At 59.4% G+C, this 19,182-nt stretch carries 8 protein-coding genes and 2 pseudogenes; 4 read left to right on the top strand and 6 right to left on the bottom strand.

Going from position 1 to position 19,182, the window contains the following annotated elements; translation table 11 throughout:
* Positions 1–199: 199 nt before the first annotated feature.
* The 4 genes and pseudogenes from AAFG07_RS30890 to AAFG07_RS30875 all read right to left on the bottom strand — a co-directional run.
* Positions 200–390 (bottom strand): annotated as a pseudogene (locus tag AAFG07_RS30890) (IS256 family transposase); the annotation flags it as partial.
* A gap of 227 nt (positions 391–617) precedes the next feature.
* A complete protein-coding gene (locus AAFG07_RS30885) occupies positions 618–866 on the bottom strand; it encodes a transposase (protein WP_342723522.1) in 249 nt (82 codons plus the stop codon).
* 537 nt (positions 867–1,403) lie between these two features.
* Positions 1,404–2,159 carry an ISL3 family transposase gene (locus AAFG07_RS30880; protein WP_342723521.1) on the bottom strand — a complete coding sequence of 252 codons (756 nt, stop codon included), beginning with the start codon at positions 2,157–2,159 and terminating at the stop codon, positions 1,404–1,406.
* A gap of 178 nt (positions 2,160–2,337) precedes the next feature.
* A complete protein-coding gene (locus tag AAFG07_RS30875) occupies positions 2,338–8,268 on the bottom strand; it encodes a shikimate kinase (protein ID WP_342723520.1) in 5,931 nt (1,976 codons plus the stop codon).
* Between the two features lie 1,655 nt (positions 8,269–9,923).
* Here AAFG07_RS30875 and AAFG07_RS30870 point away from each other — a divergent pair.
* Both AAFG07_RS30870 and AAFG07_RS30865 read left to right on the top strand, forming a co-directional pair.
* Positions 9,924–11,369 (top strand): ISNCY family transposase, encoded by a 1,446-nt coding sequence (locus AAFG07_RS30870; RefSeq protein WP_342723519.1) that lies wholly within the window; start codon positions 9,924–9,926, stop codon positions 11,367–11,369.
* Between the two features lie 71 nt (positions 11,370–11,440).
* Positions 11,441–12,889, top strand: coding sequence for an IS4 family transposase (locus AAFG07_RS30865; RefSeq protein ID WP_342723518.1), 1,449 nt, complete (start codon positions 11,441–11,443; stop codon positions 12,887–12,889).
* Positions 12,890–13,210: 321 nt separating this feature from the next.
* On the opposite strand, the gene AAFG07_RS30860 is transcribed toward AAFG07_RS30865, so the two are convergent.
* Positions 13,211–15,934 (bottom strand): Ulp1 family isopeptidase, encoded by a 2,724-nt coding sequence (locus AAFG07_RS30860; RefSeq protein WP_342723517.1) that lies wholly within the window; start codon positions 15,932–15,934, stop codon positions 13,211–13,213.
* A gap of 868 nt (positions 15,935–16,802) precedes the next feature.
* On the opposite strand from AAFG07_RS30860, the gene AAFG07_RS30855 reads away from it, so the two are divergent.
* A complete protein-coding gene (locus tag AAFG07_RS30855) occupies positions 16,803–17,285 on the top strand; it encodes an IS630 transposase-related protein (protein WP_342723516.1) in 483 nt (160 codons plus the stop codon).
* Positions 17,286–17,801: 516 nt separating this feature from the next.
* Here the strand turns inward: AAFG07_RS30855 and AAFG07_RS30850 are convergent.
* Positions 17,802–18,389 (bottom strand): annotated as a pseudogene (locus AAFG07_RS30850) (DDE-type integrase/transposase/recombinase); the annotation flags it as partial.
* Between the two features lie 74 nt (positions 18,390–18,463).
* Between AAFG07_RS30850 and AAFG07_RS30845 the strand changes: the two are divergent.
* The gene (locus AAFG07_RS30845; RefSeq protein WP_342723515.1) at positions 18,464–18,679 is read left to right on the top strand and encodes a transposase; all 216 of its coding nucleotides are present in this window, start codon (positions 18,464–18,466) and stop codon (positions 18,677–18,679) included.
* The last annotated feature ends 503 nt before the right edge of the window (positions 18,680–19,182 follow it).

Below are 19,182 nucleotides of genomic sequence, written 5' to 3'. Positions count from 1 at the left end.
GAATGCGCCCAAATCGCCCGAACTGCGTGACGGAGCTCTTTCTGCGCCGATGTTTCGGCACACATGACCCGATGCTCACATGGGGGCTTTGTCACCCGACAGCCTCGCTCCACGGCCGCGGCGGACTGGCGCTCAGTGCTGTCTGGGATGCGGCTGGAATCCGGAGTGGCGTAATCTCCGACGTCGTGAAGCTATCTGATTACGCGGCGAGGTCAATTGGCTGATCAATGGGCTTTGTGGCGAGCGTTTTCCAGCCGTCGACCCTGCGCATGTTGATCTGGCCGGAGCGAGCAAAGCCCAGAACAACATTGCCGCGGTGTCCGCTGATAGCAACACGGTCCGCGCCTTGATCCGTCGCTTGAACTCTTCGTGCAGCCGCTCGATTGCATTCGCAACCGGTATGAGATTCTCGGCGCCAACGTTCCGCTTCGACATTCTACATCGTGGCGTATGGTGCGACCATCGGTAGGGAGCCACTCGGGGGAGCAGATTGTTGGGATTGGTTTTGCATATAGCGCGACAATCTGGCTAGGAAGCGCGCTCTCATCCTGATTGGGTTCTTCCGCACATTTGGTGCAGCTTGAGTAGCTGGGGTTGGACAGGTTGCCCGGTCATACTCAAGCAGCCAGAAGGACGCGTCGACGCAATAGCGGATAGCTTGCCCGGCCATACATTTGTCGTTTGATGGCTTTGATCCTGCTGATCTGGCCTTCGACAGGACTGGTTGTCCAGGGGGTTGTTATTGCCGCTCGGACCGCGTCGATGTCGCGCGCGATGCCGTTGGCGAGGCTCTTGAGCTCGCTGGTGGCTGCTTGTGCGATCCATTTATCGAGCTCGGCGATGTCGCTGCCCCTGAGAAGAGACACAAACCGCTTCGCTAGCTCTGCTGTCGTGGCGAGTTCCGATCTGATCCAGATCCCGACTCAAATACCAAGCACAGCGACGACGCGAGGGAGCTTTCCAGGTTGGGTGCGGTTGTGCTGCTCCTCCGGAGCCTGCATGTGCACGCCTGTCAGCGGCCCATCGCGCGACGGTCACCCGACTTCCAGTATAACCCTGTTGCTGAAGCTCGCGCCAAAGCTGCTGGCCCCCCTGGCAGCCGGAGGCCCACCGCGCTTCGAGCCATGCCGAGAAGGGCGCGAGAAGATGTGAAGGTCTGTGAGGACGCGAATGCTCCGGTTCTCCGCCAGCGGCCAGCCAGCGCTGAACCGTGCGCCTGTCGACGCCGAGCAGTTGGGCGATCCCAGATTTCGGGCAACCTTGCTCGCGTAGGCGACAGATTTCATTCCAGCGTTCGCGTCGTGCAGCCTTTCGATCCGCCCGCAATTGTGCAAGGCCGGGCGGGAGCGTGGAACTGCCAGTCTTCGGTCGTTGCACGGACGCCATGATTTGCACGGCGGCGGCTATGCTGTGACGATGGCGGCCGACCGCGTGGCGCAGGGCCTCACCCAGACTGTTGAGCAGGTGCCAGCGGTCCGCCACCTGCACCGCGTCGGGTGCGCCGCAGCGCGCGCCATCAGCATAAAGGCCCGCACGGTCGCGGCGACGACCTTGATCTCCGGCCAGCGCTTCAGCCAGCACGCAACACTGTCGGCATTACGATCGGGAAGCAGGTCAAGTACGCAATTGCGCTCCAGATCGCAAATGATCGTTCCATATCGCTGGCCACGACGCCAAGCCCAATCGTCGATGCCGACGACGGTCGGGGCCACGAAATCCGGCAAGGGAGCCGAGTGAACCATCCGGAGCAAGGTGTCGCCGCTGACCGGCATGGCCAGTTTGCGCGACAGGCGCGAGCCGGGTTCTCCGCCGACCGCAAAGCCCATTGCCAGTAGGCTCTCGCCGAGGCGGGTTGTGCGTCTTGCTTTCGGCCGCACCGTTGCCGGTAGCCGCTCGGTGAATATCTGACGCGGGCATTGCGGATTCGCGCATCGAAAGCGTCGCGCCTGAAGCCGGATTTCGACCACTCGACCTTGCCACGGCAGATCGGCTAAGCGTCGCACGTAATGGCTGTGGACGCGACCCGTCTGGCCGCCGCAACAGGGGCAGAGCGAGACCGCTGACTTCGGCCGAGCCACGAGCACCACCCTGTCCGTCTGGGGAAGGATCTGGACAATCGAAAGTTCGGGGGAAACCAGCGAGCGGAAGGCATGGAGCAAGGCGAATCACGGACGTCGGCTGCGATTCCGACCTTATGCCCTTATTCGCACTGTTCGTGAATCCTGCACCCTGCACCAAATGTGCGGAAGAACCCAATCAAGGTGAGACGCGCTCTCATCCTGATTACGGCGCGGCACTCTCGAGGCATGTTGTCCTCGCCTAACGCGAGCACGACGATCATAAAGTCCGTACGTTGAGCTGCGGTTCATTGTGCCGCTCCCACGAAATTGACGGGTGTCCCACCGCGGCCTCCTCGGCGCAAAGGTAATCGTGCAGTGCAGTCATGCAGGCATCCGCATTCTTGTTATCCCGCTTTTCGCGCGGGATGATCCTCAGATCCGCGAGTTCGTAGAACGGCGTGCGCTCCTTGATCAGTTGCGCGATCTTGGTCTCGGGATCGGTGCCCTGCAGGAGCGGACGACTGGTATCCCTCCTAAGTCGCTTCATGATATCGCGCTCGTCAGTATTGAGCCAGACCGAGACCGCCTTCTCACCAATGCGGCGTCGGGACTTGTCATGCATGAACGCGCCGCCGCCGGTCGCAAGTACCATAGGCCCCTTCTCGAGCCACTCCGCAATCTCGCTTGCCTCCCGCTCGCGGAACCAAGGCTCGCCTTTGGCCGCGAACATCTCCGACATCGATATGCACTCCTTCGCTGTGATCTCTTTGTCCGTGTCGATGAAGGGTAGGCCCAGTCGTCGCGCGAGATACGCGCCGATTGTGGATTTGCCAGCCGCGGGAAGGCCGACCAGCACGATCGGCCGCGCGCCGAGGGCAGTGACAACCTCTTTTGCGATCGGTGATCTCTCGATTATTCTCGGCCGTTCGACAGCTCGCAAGCCGAAGGCTGCGACGACGGTACGCCCTACTTCGATTGTCCAGTGGCGGATGTCCATAACGCCGTCGGGGATTGCAACCCTGTTACAGGCTTCTCGCGCGTGCTGCGCGAGCTCTTCGGCCTTAGGTTGGCTTTCCCCGCTCGGTTCCTGCTGCAGCTTCTGCAGCTCCTTGTAGGTATCGTGATTGACAGTTTTGGCCGTGTAGCTGTCCGGAGTATGGAACTCCACTTCGAAGCGGTAGCCGCCGGGGGTAGCGAGCACAGTCTTGATGCCGACAAAGATCGGATTTCGTATGCTAAACCAGTTGGTTGTGCTGACCTCGGTATAGGCGTCCTCATCAAAAGCGAGCATGGCTTTCCTGAAGGCACGTGTAAATTCCCTATCAGGGATTTCGAAGACATGGCGCACGGCGTTGCTGACGAGCTGTAAGTCGCCGTCGGAGGTTGCGCTCGTTGCGATGAGCTGGTGTGTCATCGAGACTTTCGATCTCAAGCGGCGATCGAAATGGGGCATATTTATCTGGATACCCGATCGCCTGAGGGCTTCGGCAATCCCGCATACGACCTTGGTGATCTTGTCCTCTTCGGCTTTGGCCCGGAAGGCCTCAATCTCGGCGCGCTCCGCGGCCTCCTCGCGGGTCAACGTGACCTTCATGGCGGAATCCTCGGCCGTCGGCTGCCGCCCAGAGGCTTTGGGCAGAATGCGGTTCTCCACAGCGACTTTGATCGAGGCTTCCATGATTGAAGCCGCCAGCGTCGGATTGTCCTTCAGATCCTCCAAGGTCGCATCGACATCGAACCTCCCCTGGTTAAGGGTTGCCGCCGTGCTCTTGACGTAAGGCACGGACTTCAGGCCCGGAGTCTGGTGCAAAAGCCGCTGAAGCTCACTGCTCTTCTTCATAAAGAGGCGGGTGCCAGTGTCGGACTTATAAGCATCGGTCCCAACCTTGATGCCGAGGCTCAAGAGATTAGTTGCGCTTTGTACGACGTCAGCCGGATCGTAGCCGTCCGGTCGGGGATCGATGCGCGCAGGATAGTGGTCGAGCAAGGCCTGGACGCGCTCTCGTGGATGAGGAAGTGCCTGATAGGCGTCCGCCAGGTCCGGGAAAAGCTTTGAAAGCGCTGCGCTCGGCGTCGGAGCCTGGTCGGGCAGGACGCGCTGATCCGCCATCGCCGCCCATGCCTCAAGGTCAGCAACGAGCAACGCGGCGACTGCCCGGGCGACCGGATGGTCCGCGGTCTCGATCTCTCCGCTCGCCCTCTCGAGCATGTTTCGAATATCCTGGCCGCTCACCCGTTCTTGGTTCAACAGGTCACGGATATCTCGCCTGAGTTCGTGGTGAACGCCTTCGTAGATGCCAAAGATGGCCCGCTCCGCAAACCAGCGCCGTGCTTGATGAGATTGCCCCAGAAAGCCGCGCTGCAGGCCCGTATAAGTCTCCAAAACATTTTGCGTGGCAGCGAGGATCTGGCGGGCTCGACTGAATTGGTACCTGCCGTCCTCGATCGCCGGGGTATGCGACTTTGGCTGCTTGAGCGAGCGAACATCGCGAGCTTGCTCCTTTCGATCGAACTCGCGTACATGCTCATAAAGCTGCGGCCGGTCAGCGATGACAATGGCCGTATCCCCGTCGAAGTCGCCGTCGAGCTTTTTCTGTTCAGCGGGCGGGACGGCGACCAACGAGCCCGGAGCGAACACCTCGGTCGCCTGGAGGATGCCGACGCATTCGAGCGAAGTATCCACTTTTGCGCGATCCTTTCGCTCGGTCCAGCTCGAATGGCACTTGACGTCCTCGGCAGACATCACTAGTCCACGGTCAGCGTAGTTGGCTGGCCACATCGCATCGGGCACCACGATCAGAAGGCCTTTGGCAAAAAAACTTGGATCGTCGGACGCCAGCTCTGCCCCTGACTTCTGGGCGACATTGAAGCTGTATTGCATAGCTATGCATCTATCGAGGAACGCCGCAGTCGGGTCGCCATCAGCTGGCGACTTGACGTGCGCGGCTTCGAACGGGCGCAGATTGGGCTTGTCATAGGGGGATCGACCGATCAACACGCCCGCCGTTCCCGTCAACGTGTCGCTCTTGAGCGTCGGCACATGGAGATCCCCATCAGCGGACGGGACGGCAACGGCGCCGGGACCATTGATATGTCCGGCCGTGACGGTGCGAAACAGCGCTTCGGACGTCAGCCTTTGTCCTTCTCTGCCCTCAAGCTGCGCTCTGGCCTTCCCACGCGCCTCCTCCGCCACCTGCTCACTGCGCGGATAATGTTGCAGCGCCGATGCAGGCAGCGATGATCGCCTTCCCTCAGCAAAGGCAGGTACCCGATCATCTCCCCGTTGGCCGGCCCGGCGAACTGCTGGCATCCGCTCGGCCAGTGAAGCCTTGATAAAGCCGCAGCCGTCATGCGCTCGCAAGGCGATCGGGCCTTTCGGTCCGGTCAACTTAAAGGGATGCGTTTCGTCCGCAGGCCGGTCCGGCACCAGCAACAGCTTGAACGCGCCTTCCAGTGCATAGTCGTGAGGACCCAAACCTTTGATCGCCGGCGGCGCCGCAAACCCCCTGCGCTGGGTGTAATAATAGGCCTCTTTGAAGGGGGCCCAGACGCGCGAGAGCTTCTCGAACGCCGTACCGGGTGCGGTGTCGGCATACGGAATGGCCAATAGCTTGCCCCCGGACGTCGTTGTCTGCTTGCCGGGAGCGCGGGCGGCGATCTCCGCTACGGTCGGCTTCGGCGCTTTTAACTTGCTTCCGCCGAACAGGTCCATGCGGTACGGCACACCGTCGACGGTGAGCGTCCGAGCCAACATGAAGGCGCTTGGGTTTCCCGGTAGTTGCACCGCGACCACCGGCACGGCCCCGGATGTCAGGCGATGAAAAATCGAATACCGTGTCTCGGGCTCCGTGGCTACGCGCCGCCCCTGCATGTCCACTACCCGCAACTGCATTAGTCCCGCAACACCCTGCGGAGCTGTCGGCTCATGATCCATGTCTCGCAACACCTGATGGACGTCGAAGTCGGATGCAGGGTGTTGGGCCTGGATCCTCGCCGCATCCTGCGCCATGAACGAGTCCAGCGCATCGACCGGACTGTCCGCCTCGATCTGCGCGATCAGATTCCAGCTCATGTTAGAAAGATCGCCTTCGACGAGAGTGAGCGTGCTGGCCAGGATATCCCTGGTCCCGCACTGCAGCTCTTGCTGTCTCAAGCGCAAATCGGATTTCTTGCCCTCGATGTACGGTCGTCGGTATAAATTCTCCAGGGCCGCACGGACTTTCAGGACTTGATAGACTGACAAGGCCGGGCAGCGGCTCGCGAATGGCCCGCGAGTTCGCCCAGTCTTGCTTGCTTTGAGATGCGCCTCGATCTTTTGCTCCACGGCTGGTTGGAGGTCGTTCAGCAAGTTCAGGGCTTGCCTGCGGTGCCAGCGCAGCGGCTTCTGTGGACTGCGGGCCAGCGGCAGCAGAGCGGCGCAGAGGTGGCCGAGGGTTTCGAGATTGTTTCCGGTGGCAAACTCTGGATGACGAAGCAACTCCTCGAGTCGAGCTAAGCCTGGTGGTGCGAGCAAACCAAGATCGTCGAACAGTCGGGCCTTACCCAGTGCCTTGAAAATGGCAGCGATATTTAGAACATCGGCTTGCTTGAGCCGATCATTTGCATAGTGTAGGTAATGGGCCAGCCGGTGCAACCGATCCTTCAGCAGAGTGGCATCCGCAATTTCTCCACTTTCCTCCGCCTTCATGAAGCCTCGCCCTAGAGCATTGGCAATCATGCCGAACTGAGGCGTTGTGAATTCACCGAAGCGCCGTCCTCCTGAACCGAGTTCGCGCGCAACATCTATGATCGCTTGATGGCACGCCGCCTCGTCCGACCACTTGCTGAAGCCATTCACAAGGTTCGCCAGCTGCTGCGGACTAAAGCGGGAGAGCTGGCTGGCACGGTGAAAGATCTCCCCGGCAATTATGGCGGTGGCTTGACCACAGTTCGTCTCTCCCGGCCACTTGCTGAAAGCATTCACCAGGTTCGCCAGCTCCAGCTCATTAAAACCAGAGAGCCGGTCGTTGTCGCCGATCTTACGGGCTATCGCGATCGTGGCTTGACCACACGCCGGCTCCTCCGGCCACTTGCTGAAAGCATTCACTAGGTTCGCCAGCTGCAGCTCATTAAAGCCAGAGAGCCGGTCGTTGTCGCCGATCTTACCGGCGATTGCGACCGTGGCTTGGCAACAAGTCGGATCGTCCGGCCACTTGCTGAAAGCGTTCACCAGTTGTGCCAGGCGTTGGTTATTAAAGTCTGAGATCCGGTCGGAACGAAGGATCTCATTGGCGATCGCGAGCGTGGCTTGGCCACAGGTCGGATCATCCGGCCACTTGCTGAAGCCGTTCACCAGATTCGTCAGGTGCTGTGGAATAAAGTGGAAGAGCTGGCTGGCACGATGAAGGATCTCACCCGCAATTGCGGCGGTGGCTTCACCACAGTTCGTCTTGTCCGGCCATTTGCTGAAGCCGTTCACCAGGTTCGCTAGCTCCTGGTTATTAAAGTTTGAGAGCCGGTCGGCACGTCGATCGGGGCCAAGGATTTGATTGGCGATCACGACTGTGGCTTGGCCACAGGTCGTCTTGTCCGGCCACTTGCTGAAGCCGTTCACCAAGTTCGCCAGGTCCTGGTTATTAAAGTTTGAGAGCCGGTCGGCACGTCGATCGGGGCCAAGGATTTGATTGGCGATCGCGACTGTGGCTTGGCCGCAGGTCGGATTGTCCGGCAACTTGCTGAAGCCGTTCACCAGGTTCGCCAGCTCCTGCGGCGTAAAACCGGAGAACCGGTCATTAGTATCGGTGCGGCGGCGAAGAATCTCACCGGCAATTGCAGCGGTGGCTTGACCACAGGTCGTCTTGTCCGGCCACTTGCTGAAGCCGTTCACCAGGTTCGCCAGCTCCTGGTTATTAAAGTTTGAGAGCCGGTCGGCACGCCGATCGGGGCCAAGGATTTCATTGGCGATCGCGACTGTGGCTTGGCCGCAAGTCGTCTTGTCCGGCCACTTGCTAAAGCCGTTCACCAGGTTCGCCAGGTCCTGATTATTATAGTTTGAGAGCCGGTCGGCACGTCGATCGGGGCCAAGAATTTCATTCGCGATCGCGACTGTGGCGTGGCCGCAGGTCGTCGAGTCTGGGTGACGGCCGAATGACAAAGCGAAAAGCGAAAGCGCTTTCGGCTCGACTTCCTTCATCAGACGGTCATCAAGCCGCGACAGTTGTTCTGCCATGGCCTCGGAGGCCTTCCTACCTAGCCGACCTTCGGCCGGCCGGCTTACGGCATTGCATGTCGTAGCGTACCCCCATGACTTTCCGCTGCGGACATCGTCCTCCCAGCGTGGGACGAATTCATCTTTGAAATGGGTCGCAGCCCTTTGCAGGAAGGTTGCCAAGTGCGGCATCTTCAGCTGCTTGGGATGCCTCGGTTTTGTATAATGCACCACAGCGGTTGAAAACGTATAGAGGTCGTGGGCCCGACAAGCGCGATCGATAGTTACTACCGCCTCACGAAATCTTGCGTTGTCAAGTTCTGCATGTCTATGTCGCTCCGCGCTTGCACCGTGCGCGCTGTAGCAAGCTACATTGTCGATGCGCCGCGTTCCTGGTCCGCCACTCAGAGATCCAGATTGGCTACCTCTATCGTCTCGCAGATGTTCGCCGCCAGAACGCGCCGAGGTCATTCCCCGATTTGGCGCATCACGATCAGATCTGCAAGGCTGCCCCTTGACGCTCGCAGCGGCGACTTCGCCGCTACGCGGCGTTCCTGGTCCAACCGTGCGATCGGGTACGGATTGCCTACGTCGTGCGGGTGCGTCCGTTTGCGGGCTCCCTTGTCCTTGATCGGTACGGCAGGATTCACCGAGGGAAGGCGAGGAGCTTGCTCCTCGATCTAGCGCGTCACGATAAGATCTATTAGGTCGCTCATGAAGGCTATCTTCGATACGCCTCCCTGCTTCAGGCAGTAGGGATTCCCCAGGGGGACCGGGCGCACCTGTTTGCGAACTTCCGGGTGCTCGATCAGCCCGCCAACGTTCATCGCCAGAACGCGAGGAGTTTGCTTCCCGAGTTGGCGTACCGGACTGTTGAGGGTCAGAACGGATCTGCTGCAGGACGGAACTGAACGATTGGCTTCCTTCTCCGGGAAGGCAATCCAATTCAGCACGACCCCCGTGTGCGCCCTCAGTGCCGTCGGCTTCCGATCCCGACGCGCCCGACCGGCCACGTCCGCTAATGTTCGTCAAAGTCGCTTCCCGATGCAGGCGAGAATGTGTTCGCTATAGTATTCGGTGCGTAGATGCGGCCCTGACGACCCCCGCCGAACAGTTCATAAAGGGAGGGCTGAGAGGCTGACACCGCTAGATCACCTCGTTGTGCCAGACGATGGACCGTTGGACGTGACGGCCGACTAGCCGAGCCAGATCGAAAACCTCGAAGATCTCAGACCTGTTCACTGACGTATTTTCCCGCCGATGCGTCGCTGTAAACATCGAGGCAAACACTGCATGCAATTGTGGGATGGGTCCAATTTTAAGTACCCCTTTTGATCGAAATCAGCCAAAAGGACTCTGCTGAACTGAGCGGCCTCCTTGGCAATCGCTAACGGCAATCCATCCCTGGGCAGACCTTTCGATTGGATTGGGAGCGAGAGCGGAGCAGCGCCTGTGCCGAGGCGTGTTCAGGTCCATTCTTTTAGGGGCAATTTAGGTAGGCGAGCTGACGGCAAGCTGACTGACCTGCCTCTTGTTCATCCAGCAGCCGCGAGGGTCTCCCGTGGGCGGCGGCGATCAAGGTGAGACCCGCATTGCCTCGCCCTAATTGTTACCAGATGCTGAGCCGTTGCCTCACGTAAATTGCTCCCTTGGATCGGGAACGAGCGGGGGCGAAGATGGGGTGGCTAAGCATGGCAACGCGGAAGGAACTGACGGCGGCAGCAGGCGCGCGCTATCGGCGTTCGGATCGCGCGAAGAAGGCGCGGATATTGGACGAGTTCGTCGACATCACCGGATGCCATCGCAAGCATGCGATGCGACTACTTCGAGGTCAGGAAGACGCACGCCCAGGCCGACGGGCGCGACGTCGAGTCTATAATGAGGCAGAACACAACGCGCTCGTGCTCCTTTGGGAGGCGTCAGACCGGATCTGCGGGAAGCGGCTGAAGGCGTTGATGCCTGCGCTGATTGAGGCGATGGAACTGCACGGCCACCTCGACCTTGCCCCCGAGATCCGCGCCAAACTCTTGGCGATGAGCGCGGCGACGATCGACCGCGCATTGGTGCGGGTCCGAGAAGAATTAGGTCGCAAGCGCCGGCGGCACGCGACGCACTCGTTGCGTCGCAGTGTTCCAATACGGACGTCGGCAGATTGGAATGATCCGGCGCCGGGATTCGTCGAGGCCGACCTTGTAGCGCATAGCGGTCCATCTGCGCGCGGCAGCTTCATCCAGACCCTCGTGCTCACCGACATTGCTACCGGCTGGACGGAGTGCGCTCCTCTGATCGTGCGCGAACAGACGCTGTTGAGCACCGTGCTGACGGAATTGCGCAAACAATTACCTTTTGCGCTGCTCGGCCTCGATACTGACAATGATACCGTGTTCATGAACGAGACGCTGAAAGCCTACTGCGAGGCGGCCAACATCGTCTTCACGCGTTGCCGGCCCTACCGAAAGAATGACCAGGCGTTCGTCGAGCAGAAGAACGGCGCCATCGTGCGCAGGATGGTTGGCTATCGTCGGTTCGAGGGCCTGGAAGCGGCCAAGCTGCTGGCTGAACTCTATCGATCGGCGCGGCTGTTCGTGAACTTCTTCCAACCCTCGTTCAAATTGATAGTCAAGCAGCGCGACGGGGCGCGTGTGCGCAAGACATACAGCGCGCCGGCAACACCACACCAGCGCTTAGTCGCCGACGCCCGAACGCCCGACGCGGTTCGCGCCCATCTCCAAGAAATCTATGCCGCTCTCGACCCGGTCGCGTTGTTGCGCGATATCCGCGGCGCGCAGGAACGCCTCGCGGCGCTTGCGGATACCCAGCCAATCGTCAATCCTGCTGCGGCATCGCAATCGATTGATCTCTTTCTGGCAAGTCTACGAACCGCCTGGAAGGACGGAGCTATGCGACCGACGGATCGGCCAATCGTGAAAGCGAAGAGAAGCCGGCGACGTCCCGACCCGCTCATCAGGGCAACGCCAGATTTGCGAAAATGGTTTGAAGTCGAACCCTGGCGGACTGGCAGCGAACTGCTCTCCCGGTTGCAGGTGGAATATCCTGGAGCCTATCCGAACAGTACGTCTACGACGAACTTACGATTACCCACATTTTTTGAGGTGCAGTGAGTCGGAAAACTTGAGTCGCCAGAATCACTTGTGATTCTTTGATGGGCACCTGATTCGAGAAGAGGTGCTCTATGGGACTGACTTCACGCGCCCGGGATGAGAAGGCGCATCGGTTGGCGTCTGACGCGGTGACCTGGTTTGACCGTGAAGCTGCGCTGTGCGAATTCCAGGACGCTCAACTTGGCGAGAGATTTCGCATGCTGCTGAAGCAGATTGGTGGAGACATCGGACAGAGCATTCCGATGGTTTGCCAAGACTGGACGAACACCAAGGCGGCCTATCGTTTTTTCTCCAATGAACGGGTAAGCGAGGCCGACATCCTGTCTGGTCATTTTAAATCGACGCGGGAACGTATCGCGGCCGCGAAAGGGCCTGTTCTTGTCCTGCATGATACGACCGAATTCACCTATCAAAGAGAGCGCCCGGATCTGATCGGGATGATTAAGCGTATCCCCAAAAGCAATTCTCGAAGATTGGACGGAAAACCCCAAACATACACGACATGCGGAATATTGATGCATTCGAGCCTTGCGGTGACCCTCGAGGGGATTCCACTGGGGCTCAGCGCCGTGAAGTTCTGGACCAGAAAGAAATTCAGAGGGGTCGCTGCGCTCAGGCGCGAGGTCAACCTGACACGGATCCCTATTGAAACCAAGGAGAGCATTCGGTGGCTGGAGAACCTCAAGCAATCCACGGAGCTTTTCGAGGAGCCATCGCAGTGCATCCATATCGGTGATCGTGAGGCCGATATTTATGAATTGTTTTGCGCCGCCCAAGAGGTTGGAACGCATTTCTTGGTAAGGACCTGTGTCAATCGCCTGGCAGGCGATGGCGACCATACCGTTGCAACGATAATGGACGAGGTCGTGGTCAAAGGTCTCCATCGGATCGAAGTCCAGGATAGCAAGGGCAATCCAGACCAGGCTGTTCTTGAAATCCGGTATCGTAAAATCCGTATTCTACCGCCGATAGGCAAGCAGTCGCGGTATCCAGCTTTGACTTTGACAGTGATCCACGCTGACGAAAGAGGAACGCCAAAGAACAGAAAGAAGATTGAATGGAAACTCCTGACCGATCTTCCGGTGCAATCGCGCGGGGATGCGATCGAGAAACTCGAATGGTATTCCCTGCGATGGAAGATCGAGGTCTTCCACAAGATACTCAAATCCGGATGTAGGGCAGAGGACTCGCAACTGCGGACTGCTCAGCGATTGACGAATCTGATCTCGGTATTCTGCATTGTGAGCTGGCGCATTTTTTGGATGACGATGCTCAATCGTTCAGCGCCAAATGCCTCACCGGAATTTGTGCTGACCAAAGCTGAGATCCAATTGCTTGATCGGCTCGTCAAAGACAAGAAGCCAGTCAGCACACAACGAAAGACATTGTCGCATTATCTCATCAAGATCGCCAGGCTCGGCGGCTATCTCGCCCGCGCCAACGATCCGCCACCAGGGAATCTGATCATGTGGCGCGGATTATCGCGACTCATCGATATCGCAACGGGCGCGAAACTCTGACTCAAAATGTGGGTAATCGTAAGCTTCCCCGGACGGATACCTAAGCCATCGGATCGAAGGGGAGAGCTCTGAAAGCCCACAATCTCTCAGGCAGGATGTGTACCGTTACCAGCTCGCCTCAAATGCCGTGCCAGCGGCTGGTCTCGTTGTCGCGGCGATCAACCGGCTCCTCGCCAGCTGATCGACGCGTTGGAACAGGACGCATCTCGACCGATGGAGCGGTCGCCCCTCAAAGAGGAAGCGAGGTCGTCGTCGCTCTGAGGATCTCGTTCCCGGCGGCCTCACAATCTGTGTCGGCACGAGCCGCTCAAGCCAGGTCCATCAGCGCCACTGGGGATGAGTCCTGAGTCGATTCAGGAGTGCCTGCCGGTCAACGACGAGGTCGTTGAGGTCCAGTATCACAGTTGCCCGCTGCCGCTGTCCTTGTGCAATTCGTCTAACTAGAGCCCGCGTGCCGTCCACCACAAACACGCCACAATCATAGCCGTTCTGCTGCTGGGCCATGCTGACTGGCAGCAGATTGGCGCCCAACCTTTCTGCGAGCTGTGCTGCAAGGGCGCTGTGGAAGGTCCCGCTCGAGTCGTAGTGATAGGCAACCGGGCTTTGCCGCGCGCGGCGATCAACGAGTAGCAGAGACCAATGGCCGCCACGGAGATTGGGATCCGTAGCGCTGGCGTCGTTCACTGGCAGGAACAGGAAGTCGGCTGTATCGTCACCATTGCGATTTCGGACGATGTGTTGGAATGCAGGGCGCGCAACGCTCTCGGTGCCCAAGCGCAAATGATAATGGGCTACGAGGGGATCGACGAAGCGCGTCCGGGCGGCGAGATCTGGATTGGTGTTCTGCAATTCCTGACCCAAGAGCTCATAGTCAGCCTGGATATGCTCGTCGCGCAGCCAATCCGTGGGGTCAAGGTCCAACCGATTGCGGGAGCGGAGGAGCGGGTTGCGGGCGTGGAGGGAGGATGTCGGATCCAATGCCCCGAGTTGAGCATCATGGGGCAGACCCGGAAACACCGGCGCATATTGAGCATCCTCACGCAGCTCGTGTGGTGTGGAGGGCAAATCGACCAGAGTGCCAAGGCCGTGGTAGATGTCTGACGACGAAGCCCTAGCAGATGGCGACGCAGGTTGCTCCAGCTCCCCCCTGAGAAAATCCCAAGCACTTGAGCTCGCTGAGCCTGCTGAGGAAAGCTCGTCAAACGCCCTGCGTTGCGAGGCGGGTTCCTGCAGCTGGTCGCCGAGCCAGTCCCAGGCCCCTGCGCTCGGGGTGTCTTGTGGAGCGGAAAATTCCGGGATCGAGTGGGACCGCCGAGCGTCCTCCCCGGCGGGTGAACGCACGCCGGCAGGCAATCCGAGCGCCCTATTTACCTCGACGACCATGAGGTATTTCCGAAGATCATTCATTCCGCCGCTTCTCAGCCCCGTGACTTCGGCGAAGTCCTTGTGATCTGCTTTCAACGACCGTTCCTGCTGAGGAGTACCGTTGAGCCGGCTCGCTATGCTCCCCCTACGCTCTCTTTGGAGCCAGTCACTAAACCCACGTTGCGAGGACGATATGCGGGAGATCTGATGTTTCTGTTCGCGCGTGGCGCCGGGTCCAAGTTTGCGCAGGGCATCCTTGGCCAGGCCATCGATCATGAGGGCGTCGTCGGGATAAGGATTCGTTAATTGGCGCCCCATCAAGCGGGGCCCGGGACCGACCGTTTGGAGGCCCTGAGGCCCGAGCCTCCGGAGATGAGACAGTGCCGACCTGAGACGGGCACGCCTCTCTCCATCGCCTGCAATGTACTCCTCGATTTCGGCAGCTAGTGACGCGGACTCGTTAAAAGCCCGGGTTGACATGGGCTCCCTGTTCTCTACCCGGAGCCAACGAGCAAACCCCTTAAGAGCCGCCAAATTTTTCCTAATGGTTCCATCCGGAACCCTTCCGGTCCCTCGGCCGATGGTACCGTCGGGATCAACTTCGTACGCCCGGAGTGCGGCCGCGAACTGCTCGATAAGGCGACCGTCTTGGGGATGCATTGGCTGACTCCCCGGGGCGGATGCGAGGGTTCCGGCGCGGAATCGCTGGAGCGCACCCAATGCTGCACCCAAACGTTGCCTGCTATTGCTGCTCGCTACTTTGAGAAATCCTTCCCTAAACGCTTGCATCAGATCACCGTCACCAAGCACATCCCCCAGCGTCACCCCTTTGGATTGAAGGAACTCGCTGAAAAGTTTGAGCACGGCGACGTGGTTCTGAATGGTCGTGCGGCAGCTGTTCTCCCGGCCCAATGCCAGCTTGAATTCTTCAATGAGACTTCCGTCCGCATCGGACGGGCGGCCGCGCTTGAAGTAATCGATGCGAAGTTCTGAATAGACGACGTCCGGCTCCGGGCCACCGAACGGCATTTTGCGTCGATTCCCCTCGAAGGCTTTGCCAATACCAGACTTAACACGCGACCACAGTCCACGGCTCTTTTTTTCCCCTGTTGGCGCGACAGGCTGCGGTTGCGATGGGGCCGTGTAGCGTGTGCTGCTGAACAGCCGGTCACCTAAGTCAGACTGAAATGTGCCCACAGCCGTACCACTAAGGTAGGCGTGAGGCATGTCTACGCTATGGCGCGCTCCGCCGAACCGGTCATCCCACGCGCTGGACTGCGATGGCCCACGCATCGAGCCGCCGACATGATGACGCTGGTTTCTTTGCGCCGCTGCAGGGCGAGCATCTGGTGAACCTGACTCTGCGGAGCTTGTATCAGGCGAATTGAGCTGCAAGCGCTCCAGCTGCTGCTCAAAGTCCCCTGCAGCTACCGGCATATTGCCCGATTGTTGCATCACCCGCTGCTGATCTTGCATGGCAGCGTATTGCTGCATCCAAGTTTCCGTGCTGAATGGATCGTAGTAGTTGGGTTCCACGCTGCTCTCCTGCGACGAGATATTCTTCGTAACTTCCGCACCCAAGCCCGTCTGCCGCGAGCCGTAGACGCTCCAATCGAGACGCCGCTCGTTGATGTCGACAACCAGAAAGAAGCCATCAAACAGCGACGCCGTTGCATCCATGCCAACCTCGCGCACCGGGCACTCTCTCTAGCGGGACGCAAAGCCGGCTCGAAGCGACGGAAACAGGTTAGGCACCTGCTTAAGTGCTTCTTCAAGTGCCGTGAAAATCGGTCATGCACCCCCGCAAAGAGCGGTTTCGAAGGCTTTGCGTTAGTCAGCAGTCCAGATATCCACGTCTGATGCTAAGAGCGTTGGCTGTCGGGAAGCTGACGGAAAGGGCCGCGGTGCAAAGGGATCGTGGTCGAGTAGCTCAGCCATTCGGCTTTCGCCCTCACAGTGGGCCTGCGGCTTTCCCGCACCCGGTCTTCCCGAGAGTAAACCGCATCATATCCGCGCCCGCGCCCAAGCAATTGATGCGTTGAACGGGCAGACGGAAGCGAGCCGTCTGGGTTTCGAACTCCGACCAACCCATGCGCCGACTTTTTCTGACTGCGCCGTCTCAGACAGCGCAGCCATGTCCGACGCACTTCCCGGTAGAAGCCGTTAAGCGCTGGATAGTTGTGCGGTCTGCCATAGTAGCCGTAGCGTCCACGCAGATCGGCGGCGAGCGCAAAAGCGGAGCGTCCGGATCATCGACGACCAATTGGCGTCGAAGCAATGAATCGTTCGGGCGCCAACCGTCGCGCGTATTGGAACGCAGACACTGCCGCAATCCGCGGTGAGGCCGTGGTGAATGTGCATAGATAGCTATCGACGATAGCTTCGCCGATCGGCCGTGAACCGCAATGTGCTGCAGCAAAACGGCCGAACCGCGCGATCCGGCTCAGATAAAAAGCTTAGACCGAATTGGGATCGAATTGAATCGCCCGGGATTCCCAAAGGGAGCGAAGCGTGATTCATCCTTATGGCCGGAAGGAGGCCGGCGAGGATGGCGCATGAAGAGACTCTTCGCATTCGGGTGATCAAGGCTGTGATTGAGGACGGTCTTTCGCGGAATGAGGCGGCGCGGATTTTCCGGGTCGGGATCGCGAGCACGATCCGGTGGGTGAACACGTTCGAGGAGACGCGCCGCACGGCGCCTTTGCTGACCGGCGGGGATCGGCGTTCTGTACTGAAGCCGCATCGGGACTGGCTCCTGGAGCTGCGGAGCAAGGAGAACGATCTGACGCTCGATGCGATCGTCGAGCGCTTGCTTCGCACGCACGGCGTCGAGGCCGACAAGTCGATGCTGTCGCGCTTCTTCGCCGCCGAGGGGATCAGCTTCAAGAAAACCGTGCGCGCCAGCGAACAGGATCGTCCCGACGTCGCTGAGCGCCGGGAAGCGTGGCGGCGGGCGCAGAAGAGCCTCGGCGGCCGGCTGATTTTCCTCGACCAGAGTGTGCTGCAGAGTAACGAAAGGAGTTCACCATGAACTGACACCGTTACGTAAAGCTGCGTGAATGATGGGGATAGCCCTCCGGGATCGGCTTTCAGGAGCGGGTCTCAAACCAGTCCGAGCTGCTGCGGTAAAGAGCCGTGGTGGTGAGCGTCGGACGAAAAGTTCGGACGAGATCCGAGCAGGTGGGTGTCCGAAAGACGAACGAAAGTGAACCTTCCGAAGACGCGTCGTTATGAACGTAAGTGTCGTCGAAACCAGGAGTGTTTCGTCATCCTGGGACAAGTCCGCTGGGTGCCTGATGACAGGGCGGGCGGCGACCGGCGTAGAGAGGGCGTGAGTCGGACACAGGCATTCACGCGGAACTGCAGGAACCAGGCTTCTGATGCGAAGGGAGAAGCTCAAGCGGGGCAAACCGCAAGGCGAGAGTACCGATACAGGAGACTGGGACGGACCGTCCCGTATGAGCATCGAGGACTGTCCGTCGTCAGATAATTTGAGACAGATCAAGCTTTTCGAGAAGGGAGGCTCTGGCTCATCAGGGGTTCGAGTTTAAGCCGCCTGCAGCTGATGCTGCAAGCGGCGGTTTGCGATGGTGGCAAGCTTAATGCGTTTGCGTTCTGCAAGGATCGCTTCCGCCCTGCCGAAGTAGACATCGGCAGGTGTGAGGTTGTCGATGCTCTCATGATAGCGGACATGATTGTAGTGTTCGACGAAGGCGCGTACCTGCCGTTCGAGATCGCCAGGCAGGTAGTAATTGTCGAGCAGTATGCGGTTCTTCAGCGTCCGATGCCAGCGCTCGATCTTTCCCTGGGTCTGGGGATGATACGGAGCACCGCGCAGATGCTGCATGCCCTTATGGGTGAGCCACCTAGCCAGATCGTCCGCGACGTAACTCGAACCATTGTCGCTGAGAAGCGGCGGCCGGTGCGCGACGGTGATATGGTCAAGGCCGGAGGCCGCGAGTGCCTGGTCGAGCGTGGCCGTGACGTCGGAGGCGCACATCGTGGGACCGAGCCTCCAGGCCACGATGTAGCGCGAGAAGTCGTCGAGCATGGTCGACAGGTAGTACCAGCCCCAGCCGGTGATCTTGAGGTAGGTAAAGTCGGTCTGCCAGAGCTGGTTGATGGCGGTGGTCTGAAGTGGACCCTGGATTTTGGACCGGCGGCTTAGGTGGTGCGGATGCCGTTCCGTTTTGATAAACGGAGCGGACCATGAAGAAGACGAGACGGAAAATCGATGCAGCGCTGAAGGCAAAGATCGCCTTGGAGGCGCTGCGAGAACAATCAACGGTGACGGATCTGGCGCAGCGCTACCAGGTGCATGTGAACCAGATTTATGCGTGGAAGAAGCAGCGTCAGGATCAAGCGATTCGGGCGTTCGACGCGGGCGGGGAGTGTCAGAAGTTTTGTGTAAGAGCGCCTCTGTGAGAGGTTTGCGGGGTCAGCGGACTGACCCCATGGGGTCAGTCCGCTGAGCCTGCAAAGCGCTCGGCGAACTGGATGGCAAATTGGCCCATCGCGGCGGTCCATGCAACCGGTCGTCGCCAGTGTATGCCTGCATTCCTGACGGCGAGGTAAAGCGTACGCATACGACGAAGTACGACGAAGACCGCCTGATTGACGCATGCGCGCGGGCACGGCGAGTTCTATCATGGCGATGCGTGAAGGTCAGGCGGCTTGCTGATCGGTGGGGTTGTCGGCTTGGCGCAGGAGCTTCCATTCCCATATGTGGACGGCTCCCACTTGCAAGCTTTTTTGCAGATATTTTTGATCGGATCGCTTGCTTCCATATGTGCGGCCTTTGTGTGTGGTCGCACATGACCACTGGCCAAGATGGTTTCCGCAACGCATGTTCCTAACAGGGCAACGGCCTCGGAGGGCCAATGGGAATGACGGAGTGTCACGCGTCTTGGATCGATCGATCGCACCAT

The sequence above is a fragment of the Bradyrhizobium sp. B097 genome, from assembly GCF_038957035.1.
GTDB lineage: Bacteria > Pseudomonadota > Alphaproteobacteria > Rhizobiales > Xanthobacteraceae > Bradyrhizobium.
Note: the sequence above shows the minus strand (reverse complement) of the source record. Positions and strands in the feature narration are given on the sequence as shown.